This window comes from Methylobacterium sp. C33D, assembly GCF_053345825.1.
Map to the genome: position 1 here is coordinate 1 of NZ_JBKFAV010000072.1, position 11,409 is coordinate 11,409.

General features: G+C 56.9%; 9 protein-coding genes and 1 pseudogene. 4 read left to right on the forward strand and 6 right to left on the reverse strand.

The annotated features are described in order from the left end of the window. The 3 genes from ACLBXO_RS30730 to tnpC all read left to right on the forward strand — a co-directional run. Positions 1–92 (forward strand): IS3 family transposase (locus ACLBXO_RS30730; RefSeq protein ID WP_447687788.1); only part of this gene is annotated, 92 nt, incomplete at its 5' end. Positions 93–99: 7 nt separating this feature from the next. After that, the gene (gene tnpB, locus ACLBXO_RS30735) at positions 100–291 is read left to right on the forward strand and encodes an IS66 family insertion sequence element accessory protein TnpB (protein WP_447687780.1); all 192 of its coding nucleotides are present in this window, start codon (positions 100–102) and stop codon (positions 289–291) included. 68 nt (positions 292–359) lie between these two features. Then, positions 360–1,883, forward strand: a complete 1,524-nt coding sequence (gene tnpC / locus ACLBXO_RS30740) for an IS66 family transposase (protein WP_447687781.1) — start codon at positions 360–362, stop codon at positions 1,881–1,883. A 21-nt stretch (positions 1,884–1,904) separates the two neighbouring features. On the opposite strand, the gene ACLBXO_RS30745 is transcribed toward tnpC, so the two are convergent. Further along, positions 1,905–2,135 carry a DUF6429 family protein gene (locus tag ACLBXO_RS30745; RefSeq protein ID WP_447687782.1) on the reverse strand — a complete coding sequence of 77 codons (231 nt, stop codon included), beginning with the start codon at positions 2,133–2,135 and terminating at the stop codon, positions 1,905–1,907. Between the two features lie 102 nt (positions 2,136–2,237). On the opposite strand from ACLBXO_RS30745, the pseudogene ACLBXO_RS30750 reads away from it, so the two are divergent. After that, positions 2,238–2,462: pseudogene (locus tag ACLBXO_RS30750) on the forward strand (IS110 family transposase); the annotation flags it as partial. A gap of 654 nt (positions 2,463–3,116) precedes the next feature. Here ACLBXO_RS30750 and ACLBXO_RS30755 read toward each other — a convergent pair. The 5 genes from ACLBXO_RS30755 to ACLBXO_RS30775 all read right to left on the reverse strand — a co-directional run. Continuing rightward, positions 3,117–4,067 (reverse strand): class I SAM-dependent methyltransferase, encoded by a 951-nt coding sequence (locus ACLBXO_RS30755; protein ID WP_447687783.1) that lies wholly within the window; start codon positions 4,065–4,067, stop codon positions 3,117–3,119. Between the two features lie 499 nt (positions 4,068–4,566). Next, a complete protein-coding gene (locus ACLBXO_RS30760) occupies positions 4,567–6,171 on the reverse strand; it encodes a hypothetical protein (RefSeq protein ID WP_447687784.1) in 1,605 nt (534 codons plus the stop codon). A gap of 23 nt (positions 6,172–6,194) precedes the next feature. Further along, positions 6,195–8,489, reverse strand: coding sequence for a glycosyltransferase (locus tag ACLBXO_RS30765; RefSeq protein WP_447687785.1), 2,295 nt, complete (start codon positions 8,487–8,489; stop codon positions 6,195–6,197). Next, the gene (locus ACLBXO_RS30770; RefSeq protein WP_447687786.1) at positions 8,470–9,651 is read right to left on the reverse strand and encodes a glycosyltransferase family 4 protein; all 1,182 of its coding nucleotides are present in this window, start codon (positions 9,649–9,651) and stop codon (positions 8,470–8,472) included. Before ACLBXO_RS30770 ends, ACLBXO_RS30765 begins: the two co-directional genes overlap by 20 nt. Before the next feature lie 934 nt (positions 9,652–10,585). Further along, positions 10,586–11,409: mannose-1-phosphate guanylyltransferase/mannose-6-phosphate isomerase (locus ACLBXO_RS30775; protein WP_447687787.1), on the reverse strand; the 824-nt coding region annotated here is incomplete at its 5' end.

Sequence of the window (11,409 nt, forward strand, 5' to 3'; positions counted from 1 at the left end):
TCGCCTACATCGAGGGCTACTACAATCGGCAACGCATCCACTCGGCACTCGGCTATCTCACGCCCGAGCAAGCCGAGAGGACCGCGAAATGATCTCCCTGTGTCCGCGCCACCGAGGGAGGATCAGGTCCTCGCGACCAAGCGTCTGGAGGCGGGTCAGTTCTGTTGGCCGAAAATCGAGGACGGCGTGGTCCGGCTGAGCGCGGCGCAGCTCGCGGCGCTCGTCGAAGGCTTGGACTGGAAGCGCGTCCATGCGGCCCGTGCCGTGGGCGTGCCGGTGGTGGCCAGCTGAGCAAAAAGGCTGGCCAGCGGGCTTCATCGCCGTGGTAAGTCGCTGGCAAATCTGTTCTAATCCGCTTCGTGGCCGCGCCTGCTTCGCCCTCGTCCGACGATCCCGAGACGCTCAAGGCGCTGCTCGCCGAGGAGCGCGCCGAGAACGAGCGGCTGCGCCAGATCATCCTGGCCATGCAGCGCCACCGCTTCGGCCGCCGCGCCGAGAGCCTGCCGGAGGATCAGCTCCTGCTCGGGCTGGAGGAGGCCGAGCAGGTCGAGGCCGCAAGCTTTGCCGACGAGGAGAAAGAACCGGCCAAGCAGGAGGCGCGGAGGGCCAAGCGGCGCACGAACCGTGGGGCGCTGCCCGCCCACCTGCCGCGGGTCGAGTGCCTCGTCGATATCGACAGCACCGCCTGTCCATGCTGCGCGGGTGCCCTGCATCGGATCGGCGAGGATGTATCCGAGCGCCTCGACGTGGTGCCGGTGCAGTTCCGGGTGCTGGTGATCCGCCGTCCGCGCTACGCTTGCCGCGCCTGCGGGGACGCGGTCGTGCAGGCTCCGGCACCGGTGCGGCTGATCGAGGGCGGCCTATCGACCGACGCTCTCATCGCGCAGGTGCTGGTCTCCAAATACGCCGACCACCTGCCGCTCTACCGGCAGGCGCAGATCTTCGCCCGCCAGGGCGTCAGCCTGGATCGCTCGACGCTGGCCGACTGGGTCGGACGCGCCGCCTTCCTCCTCCGCCCCGTGCATGAGCGGCTGCTGGAGACGCTCAAGCGCTCGGGCAAGCTGTTTGCCGACGAGACCACGGCACCGGTGCTCGATCCGGGCCGCGGCCGCACCAAGACCGGCCAGCTTTGGGCGTATGCGCGCGACGACCGGCCCTGGGGCGGGACCGATCCGCCCGGCGTCGCCTACGTCTACGCCCCGGATCGCACGGCTGGACGACCGATCGCGCATCTTTCCGGGTTTGCAGGCGTGCTCCAGGTCGACGGCTACGCGGCCTACGAGAGTCTGGCCAAGGGCGGCGCAGTGCGGCTGGCCTACTGCTGGAGCCATGTGCGTCGGCAATTCTATGACCTCGCTGCCGCCTCGCCGATCGCCACGGAGACGCTGTCGCGCATCGCCTTGCTCTACCGGATCGAGGCCGAGATCCGCGGCCGCCCGGCCGAGGAGCGACGGGCGGCCCGTGAGGAACGAAGCCGGCCCGTCGTCGATGCACTGGAGCCGTGGTTGCGGGAGAAGCTCGGCCTCTTGAGCCGCAAGAGCAACCTGGCGGAGGCGATCCGCTACGCCCTGAGCCGCTGGGCGGGGCTGAGCCTGTTCCTCGCCGACGGGCGCATCGAGATCGACTCCAACACCGTCGAGCGCGCGATCCGGCCTCTGACCTTGAATCGGAAGAATGCCCTATTTGCTGGTTCGGACGGCGGGGGCGAGCACTGGGCGGTGATCGCCTCGTTGGTCGAGACCTGTAAGCTCGTCGGCGTCGAGCCGCAGGCCTACCTGGCTGACGTCATTACCCGCATCGTCGACGGCCATCCGCAGCGGCGCCTCGACGAGCTTCTGCCCTGGGCCTACCCGAGCACCCCCACGCTCCAAGCCGTGGCCTGAGAACGCTGCGGCCCTGGCGCGTCAGTCGGATTGTGTGAACAGGGTCCGAAACAGCGCCTCGGACCGGCGCAATCCCTCGTCGGTCAGCACCACCGACTTGGCGCGTCCGACCGGATCGGCGATGAGCCCCTTGGCGTGGAGCCGGCCCAGCGCAGCCCAGTCGAAGCCCTTCCAGGCCCGACGCCCGTCGTGGAGCGTCAGCCACAAAAGGGCGAGCACCGCCTCGTCGATGCGATCTTCGTCGACCAACATCCGAGCAGATTAGCACGTCGCGCTCAGACCGGGCGTGGTGCCAGCCGATCGGTTACCCTCAACCGGCCAGCTCACAAGGCGGCCTTCGCCGGATGCGTACCTTGGACCTACCGCCATCCACCCAAGGTCGGGGCGGAGAAGCTCTACCGCTTGGAGGCCGCGCCGCCGAAGGTGCGCGAGATTGCCTGAAAGGCGCAGAGTCGCCTGACGGCGCGCTACCGGGCGCTGAGCGGCCGGGGAAAGAAAGCGACGGTGGTCTGCACCGCCATCGCCCGCGAGCTCGTCGGCTTCATGTGGTCGGTCGCCCGCGAGGCACAGGCCGCCTGACGTCGCCGCAGAGCGGCCGATCACCCTCGCGCATCGGCGGGGGCGGGACCACGGCAGGGGAACGCCCGTCAGACGCTTTGTGGCCGGCCAGTAGGCCGACGCCCGCTGTAAGATCGGGACAGCCCCGGACGCAAACTCGGGAATGCGGTAGCCAACCCGCGCATCAGAGCTTGATCACCGACGTCCTTCAGGTCCCGCCTCCACCCGTGCGCGTACATATGACACTCACCCCTCGTCAGAGGGGGCGGTCATGCTCGGCCATGTCGTTGACAGCGGACATCAGAGCGCTGTCTGGGCGGCACGTTCCGGCGGGCGGTGTGAAGGCGACATAGGGTACGGATTGGGAGCTCCGTCACATGTCGATTTCAGGGCGTATGGCTATGTTGGAGCCGAACCGGCGCCTGGAGGTGTTCACCGGCGCCGACCGGCGCCGGCCGTGACCGGATGTTTGCACACCGCGTTCAGACCCGGCACGGTGCCAGTTGATCGGTTACTACGGTCTGGGAGTCGGAAGAGGTTCGCCCGATGGCGCAGACCAAGCGAAAAACCAGCAGCCCCAATTCGGCTTAAGAACGTCCGACAGCATCGCTTGCCCCCCTAAGAGAGGCGGAAAGTCCGTCGCATCAGGGGTCTCAAGCATTACGAACCGTAGAATTATAGCTGCGGATCATCCTCCACTGGCCACCGCTTCACAACTCCCAGTTCCGAACACATGACCTCAGCCCTTTGAACCTTTGCGGCATCACTCGACGCAATGGCTATTTCACCATTACCGTGGCCGCCGCTAAAAAAAGTCAAGGCAAAACCATTTACCGCAAAGCACCTGCGGATGAATGCGTGTGACCATCCTGACTCGAACCATCCATATTTACGCGCAACGTACAAAGACTCTTGATCAAGCCGGATACCCCAATTACGCCACCGATAATTGATGGGCTCGCCAGTAAAAGCAATGATTCCGCCAATTTTCATTTTCTCCTTTAGATTGGATATAAGTTCCCACGGCCTTAAACAATGGTGTAGCGACTGGAAAAAGAACGCAGCGTCGTAGGTGCTGCTCGAAAGGCTTGACAGATCGTCGAAATTTGCCACAGTCCTTCTGACCGCTAGCCCTCGACCTCTTGCGCGCCGCGTGGCAAGCTCGCTCAATTGAGGGTCTATATCAACTGAGTGAACATCGCAGCCGCAAAAGGCAAACACTTCCGAAGATAACCCGTGACCTGCACCCATATCAAGAACCTTCGGGGTCTCTCCAAGTTGGCATAAAGCCAACATTGTTGTAAGGGCACGAACTTGCTCCGCAACAAAATTAGTATTTTTTACTCCCAGCGGATTTGCTTCGTGAACTAGCGAGTCGACGTGAACGGGATGCAATTCTCCGTCCCATTGGTTCAGATTCCGCCCCGAAATCTCCTTGTAGAGCCTCAGCTGCGCTTCAAAATACTCCTCGGAGAAGGGATTGAGATTCTCATCTACGTGGGTCTCGTATTGAAACTCGAGCGGATAGAAGGTCTGTACAACTTCAGGGTGATCCAATCTCCCCGAGTAGCGACTGTCCACCAACTTGATGAAGCTGTCGAGTCCATCTGCATCAATGCGAGCCATGTTCACTCCGAGTTATTTCGAGGATGATTCCGCCAGGCGTACTCGATATGAAAAAGCCATAGCGGTCGTTAGACCATTATGTCTTCTTTAAGCCACGTTTCGCAACCACTCGCAATCCGGCGTTTGCGCGCTCATTGATGAAGCTCGGCCTCAGCAGCTTCCACCTCTTTGGCCGCAGCTTACGAAGGCCCGTGAAGCTCAGCCATATTAGATTGGCTACTCGCATATTACCCAGGGCGCAATGCTCTAAGCTGTCGCGAAATAGCGAGTTCGCAACATCTCCGGACACGCTGGGTAATAGCGGTGGCTAAAGTTACGTTTCTCACATTTCAGCATGTCATTCTCGTAGCATACCAAAGCGCAGCCGTTTTTCCACGATATGCCGTTTGCTATGAACGATCAAGGGAGTAAAACATGATTTTTGCGCTGAAAATCTGAAGTGCAAACCAGAAATATAGAATTTATCACAGTATCAAGCCACACTTTATCCGCCGGTAGCTTACCTTTTTCTGTGGCCAGCAAACGGCCTAAAGCGGCTTGAAAGCATTCTCCTCAACAACAACGATTTATTTAAAGAAGACAAGTTCGAAATCTGGAGGGAGGTGATGCGAAACCCGATAAGTCTATCGTCGCCACCTTTCCCTACTTCTGAAGGCGACAACAGTGAATTAGATCTAATCTTTAGAGCGCAAAAGCCTCGATTGTCAATATCATTTGGCGAAATCTGAATCTCTATAGACCTCGTTCGTGAGCGGCCTGTGAACCGGAACGACTTCTGTCGACCTCCGATCGTAATGAAATCAATATTAATATCTTTTCGTCGGGGATTAAATACCTCAACTGACATAGTTACAAAATAACGTTCGCGCCGTGCAAGCCGCAGCTCCAGTTCCGCGGGACTCTGACAGTTCCAAGTGCCGGCTTCTTCAAAGTTATGCCAGCCACTGACTAGCAAATCATGTAATGAACGACCGGTAAATATTTGAAGGTGGGGCAATATCGGTGCGTCTTCGGAGCTAGGAACATCCAAAGGCGAACTTAATTCACGGCCAGGATCCTCCTCCACCGCGGCATACCGGGCGTCTGAGAGAATTTTGATCCAATGAACAGCAAGCCCGAGCCGCCGAGTGTCTGCAGACTCCGGAGCTATCTCTGCTGGAGAGATCGGGGCCGACACGAGAACGGTTACCACTATCAACCCGCCGGACACATCTTCTTCAAAAACAGGTATGTGTAAATGCTGCTCGCTGCGGTCGATTAGGCGTTCGATGACAGAACCGGACTGCAATGTAATCCTAATCTGCTGCCCTGGCACGTCGTGGTAGAAACCACTGCAGCCAATCTGGAGCACGAACGGCGCACTCCATGTTTCCGGGACAGGTATGTGTATTTTACACTCTGAGCCAATTGACCATGCGAGGTGGTCTTCAGGCCGATCCCAGCCCACTGTTAACACCGAGTCGAGAGTTCCAAGCTGCCCGGCTGAACTTTCAGCTGAAAAAAGCGCCGCGCTTCTGCGGGACGCCCAAACCGTCCTTGTTACAGCCGATTTCTGACGCATATCTTGAAGTATTTTGATCCAATGAACAGCAAGCCCGAGCCGCCGAGTGTCTGTAGACTCCGAAGCTATCTCCGCTGGAGAGATCGGGGCCGACACAAGCAGGGTTATCTTTATCAATCCACCGGATACATCTTCTTCGGAAACCGGTATGTATAAATGTTGCTCGCTGCGGTCGATTAGGCGTTCGATGACAGAACCGGACTGCAATGTAATCCCAATCTGCTGCCCTGGCGCGTCGTGGTAGAAACCACTGCAGAAAATCTGAAGCACGAACGGCGCACTCCATGTTTCCGGGACAGGTATGTGGATTTTACACTCTGAGCCAACTGACCATGCGAGGTGGTCTTCCGACCGATCCCAGCCCACTGTTAACACCGAGTCGAGAGTTCCAAGCTGTCCGGTTGAGCTTTCAGCTGAAAATAGCGCCGCGCTCTCGCGGGACGCCCAAACCGTGCTTGTCGCAGACGCGCTTTGTAGGCGCTGCTTAACGACCTCACGACCGAAAGACGGCAAACACTTGCTAATATCTGTTTCAACGAACATTCTACACCTCACCGATCCGATAGTCAGATCGTCTGATAAACTAAGTTAGACAGATGCTCCCCTGCTTCGTCATATCGCGCGAATCGCTCGGTGTAAGCCTTTCCGTTCCGGCCGAGTTCCGCAGCGGTCCTGGGACGGCGATATAGATACATGATTGCTTCGGATATCTGGTCGACTTCATTTTCGCTTAGCGGGACGTGCCATACGCACCCGGCCGGTATTTCCGCAAACTGCCCAATCGCCGAGCAGACTACCGGTACGCCGAAGCCCATAGCACGGTACACCACGCCTGAGGCTTCGCCTAAGGTCGGCCACCGCAACGCAAGGAGAAGGTCTACAGATAAAAGCCTATTTTGAAGCTCGGCTTCAGTTACATAGCCAGTGAATTCCACCTCATTTGCCACATCTAGTTCTTTGAGATAGCGTATAAAATCAACTGAATGGTCGTTCGCTTCGCCGACGACCAGGAATCTGATTGGGTAAGATCTATCCTTAATGTGTCTTACTACTTTAGCGGTGAGCTCCGGGCGCTTAATCCAGTTGATATTGCCGAAAATACCAACGGTGAAACTATTCCCCGCGCTCCTCTTCTGATTGCTGATCCCCTCGAAATACGACCCGTGCGATATAGACCATATACGATCGGCAATCTGAAGACCTTTTTCCTGAGCACGAGCGCACAGATCCAGGGCATAGCGCCTAGAGTGAAGCGTCAACGATAAGCTCTTTATTGCTAGTTCTAGGTTCATAGGATGGGCGAAAAGATCTAAGCTCTTAATCTGGGCTTCGTCTTTTGGCCCAAGCTCTTGCTCGACAGCAGAGACATAGAGGCTACCGCGGGCTGTCCCGTATGCTTCGCGGAGAAATGGATGGATGTTTGGGTCGTGGAGCAATACATGTCCTGGGGTTCGCAAAGCTTTGTCATATATCTCTCGGTGAAAAGTAGCATTATTGCCGATAGCATAGATCGAGCTCTTGAATTGTCGAGAGTCGAAGGCACGGATGGGGAGAGTTCCATCCGGCTGCACACCGTTTAACTCTGGTGCAAATATTTTTACATCGAGCTCATCCGACAAATATGGAACAAGATTCTTGCTGTAATCTGCGACGCCCGATTTTTGCGGCGGCCACGGCGTCAAAAAAGCTATACTAAGGCGTTGTGGGTAGTGTCTTCTGCGAGCAATCGGCGAGCACACCTCCTTTATGAAGGTGGTGTACTGCTTTGCGGATATGTCCCAAGAAAAATTGGACCTCCGCGTGCCGCAAGCGTGCCGGAAACTAGGTTCAGCACGAAGAGTAATCGCCCGCCGAAGCGCCTCCGACGTTGCGGACAGATCATCCGGATCGACGTAAAGCGCTAAGTCACCTCCGACTTCTCTGAATACCTCAATATCCGTGGCCACAACCGGAATGCCAGAACAAATTGCCTCGGCTATGGGTAGGCCGAAGCCTTCAGATCGACTCAAAAACAGTAGAGCATTTGCGTTTCTGTAAAGACTCCCAAGAGCTTCTTCGTGAACAAAGTTCAAGACGCGGACATAGGAGTCTATCTTCAATTTTTTGATTTGAGATAAGATTTCATCGCGCGTCTCCTTGCTAAGATGACACACAAGCAGTAGTTCTAATTCCTTGTTAGAGTTCCATGAATGGCAGAGATGAGCGAAGGCGTTGATTGTTCCCCGGAGGTTCTTGCGAGGATGATCGCCGGCAACTGCCAAAATGGAAATTTTTTCGGAGCTTATATTTTTATGGGTGAGTGGCCAGAAAATTTCATCGTCTACGCCTATTGGTATTGTTCTCGAACGCTGGTGCGCAGACCCAGTTCGTCTTTTCAAGTCATCACGTACGTAGTCAGATATCGTTAAGCTATAAACGTTGTCGTTTTCTAAAAATTTCAGCCTATCCATATACTCTGACTGAAGATTGGCAGGCCAGTTTGTGATCTCCGATTCTAACGGTATGAAATCGTATACTGTCAGGAATACCTTTGCCCGACCTTTGTAAGCGTGCGGGAAGCCAATGTTAAGCATCATGGGGTTGCCGATGAGCACGGCCTCGAATTCACCTTCCTTGTCGTTTAACAATGAAGAGAATAAGTCGCCGATATGGTCTGGCGGTTGGGAGCTGGCAGGTAAGGTCCATAGCGGAAAGTCTTTCGCCCAGTCTGGTATCTCAGCATCTTCACAGGCAACAATTATTGGCGCAATCGATATGTCGTGTGTGCTGATCTTTTTCGCAATCGAGAGAACGACCCGACCAATCCCACGATTGATCTCCGGGCTTGTGAGCGTTTGCAGATCAATAACTATTCTGATCATCGACCATTGCCTCAAAAAGACTTTCTACTGCTACGTCGTCGTTAAAGTTGCGCGTTACATAGCGAAATCCGGACATGCCGAAGTCTTCCCGGTTATCCTGTATGCTTAGGAAGTCGACAGCTGCAGCATAATCGGCGGCCGAGCCGACCGCGAAACCAGCTCGCGCCCTATAAATGTGCGAACTAGTCACTGAACATGACTCATGGACTATTACAGGGACTGCTTGCGCCCAAGCTTCCATCAGAACGTAGCTGAAACTCTCATTGAGCGAAGGGTTTACAAGTGCGACCGCACTTTTTATGAGACGGATTTTGTCTTCCTCGCTTACTAGACCAACATATGTTGCCACTTGCGGGTCGACTAAGTCAACGTCTCCTGTGCCGGCGACCAGGAGTCTGGGGGGATTATTTGCACCCTGGTAACCTTTCCGGTGCCATTCGATCAGCTCTTTTAGATTTTTACCTCGTTCGATTCGGCCAATATAAAGGACGTAATTTTCGTGGCGCTTCGACGGAGGCGTTGCAAGGCTGCAGTTTACCGGCAATTGAACAAGCTTTCCTCTACCTCCTATCTTTGCCATAGCGCCGGGATGCTGGCGAAGTGCGAGATCTTGCTCCTCGTCTGTCAGGAAGAGAACCGAACGTGCGTTTTCAATCATGTCGCTGACCGGCTTCCAATGAAATGGAGCCTCGTCATGAAATGCGGAAAAGAGGATGCACCTTCCGGGATTTGTCGACAAAGTTTGGTGAGCGAGCGCTTGGAAATAGGGCCCGACAATGACGTTGCATTGCTCAGGCAATGCTCGGACGGCTTCGGCTAAATCATCAGAAAAAATACCGTATCTGAAGAAATAATTCTGCTCATCCTCGGTGGGTCGGTAGCCGCCGTCGATTTTGGCCGCGAGTGACTTCCAGTCTTCAAAATTTTCGTCAGACACTCTGAACTTAATAGTTCTTATTCCATTGCAGATGTACTCGCCTGGTGGGTCTTGATGCAGCACCCAATCTTTGTATGGTGATTGTGATGCTGTCGTGAAAACTCGCACGTCACATCCTTGATCGGACAGCAATCTCGCCCAGTCGTAGATGGCGCGTTCAGCCCCTCCGGCGAAGGTTCCAAACCATGGAATTACAAAGACAAACGATCTTGAAGGATTGGGCATGCTTCGATCCAAGCGCAACCTGCTGTGGCTAAACATTATATTTGAGGTACCGTCATGCGGGCCCTGGTTTTGAATTCCACTTTAAGCGACGAGCGACTTGCGGCGCCTATTTAGGCATGATGCTGACATTGGTGGCGGGTGTCTGTTTCACTAGGATTTCGTAATAGCGCTCTTCGTTTTCGGCGATTTTGTGGAAGAGCGTGGCTTAGGCATAGGAGTATCGACCTGACTGAAGTCCATAATATCCCATCAGAACTCTATCCGTATTCACCATGGAACTTGAGCCCTTGACCTTCTCCCCGAGTTTGCAGCAACGCTCGAGAAGCTAGTATGCCAGCGGTTACCTCGTCTGCCGTCCAGCTTCCGGGTTCGTCGTTTCTTTAGCCTTGGCTATCGATGATATCGCTTATGGAATCAAGCGTTGCCGCTGATGTTTCATCGCCCCCGTTCCGACTGAGCGTCGGCTCGGGTTTTTACGTTCAGAGGAGTGGCGGGTTTGCTCTACGAGGCTTGCCGCCGTCTGCCCGGCTCTTGGCTCTCACTCGAAAGTGGTTGCTTCTGGTAAAAGGAAGCGTGGTTGATCGTTGGTTCGCTGCCACGCCCTGCTCGGCTAGTCTGTTCAGTGGGAGGTGATACGCTCGTGTTTGGTGGCCGCGGGAATAGGCGCGGCAGGAGCATGGGTCTGACGCGAGCACTGATTATCGCGCATCGCACCGGATGTGATGGTCTCTGCGCGCGGATTATGTTGCGAGTAGAGGTGGAAGTGTCCCTTTCCACGCCTGAGGGTTCATCTGCCCGCCGCCATGTTGCCGCAGCTTTGCCTGCGGCCGCCATGGGCAAATCGCAGCTGGACGGGCAGTGCTGCGGGCATGCCTTTCCTAGTCCCTTCACCATTTTGTCCCCTAGCTCAGCTTCCGATGGGACGAGCACAACCCTACCGCCCGTAGATGTCCTCGACGCGGATGATATCGTCCTCGCCGGTGTAGGAGCCGACCTGGACCTCGATCAGCTCCAGGGGGATCTTGCCGGGGTTCGCCAGCCGGTGCATCGAGCCGATCGGCAAGTAGACCGCCTCGTTCTCGTGGACGAGCACCACCCGCTCGTCGATCGTGACCTCGGCGGTGCCGCGCACCACCACCCAGTGCTCGGCCCGGTGGTAGTGCTTCTGCAGCGACAGCCGCCCGCCCGGCACCACCTGGATCCGCTTCACCTGGAAGCGCTCGCCCAGGTCGATGCGCTGGTACCAGCCCCAGGGCCGGTACATCCGCAGGTGCGCGTCCGCCTCCGGCGCGCCCTGCGCCCGCAGGGCGCCGACCAGCTCCTTCACCTGGCCCGAATGCGCCTTGGAGGCCACCAGCACCGCGTCGGGGGTGGAGACCACCACCACGTCCTCCAGGCCCACCACCGCGGTCAGGCCCTCGCCCTGGCTGTGCACGAGGCTGTTCCGCGTGCCGATCAGCGAGACCCGGCCGCGCACGGCGTTGCCGGCCTCGTCGTGGTCCAGCACCTGCCAGACCGCGTCCCAGGTGCCGACATCCGACCACGAGAACGACACCGGCAGCACCCCGGCCCGGGCGGTCCGCTCCATCACCGCGTAGTCGATCGAGATCTTGGGCGCCTGCGCGAAGGCTGCCGCGTCGAGGCGCACGAAGTCGAGGTCGGTCACCGCCGCCTCCAGGGCCGCGCGCGCGGCCGCCAGCACCGCGGGGACGAACGCCTCCAGCTCGGCCAGCATCAGGTCGGCCCGGAACAGGAAGT

Excerpts from the sequence above, each read along its gene's own strand:
- ACLBXO_RS30745 (WP_447687782.1), bottom strand. The coding sequence starts at position 2,135 with ATGTTGGTCGACGAAGATCGCATCGACGAGGCGGTGCTCGCCCTTTTG.
- ACLBXO_RS30755 (WP_447687783.1), bottom strand. The coding sequence starts at position 4,067 with ATGGCTCGCATTGATGCAGATGGACTCGACAGCTTCATCAAGTTGGTG.
- ACLBXO_RS30760 (WP_447687784.1), bottom strand. The coding sequence starts at position 6,171 with ATGTTCGTTGAAACAGATATTAGCAAGTGTTTGCCGTCTTTCGGTCGT.
- ACLBXO_RS30765 (WP_447687785.1), bottom strand. The coding sequence starts at position 8,489 with ATGATCAGAATAGTTATTGATCTGCAAACGCTCACAAGCCCGGAGATC.
- ACLBXO_RS30770 (WP_447687786.1), bottom strand. The coding sequence starts at position 9,651 with ATGCCCAATCCTTCAAGATCGTTTGTCTTTGTAATTCCATGGTTTGGA.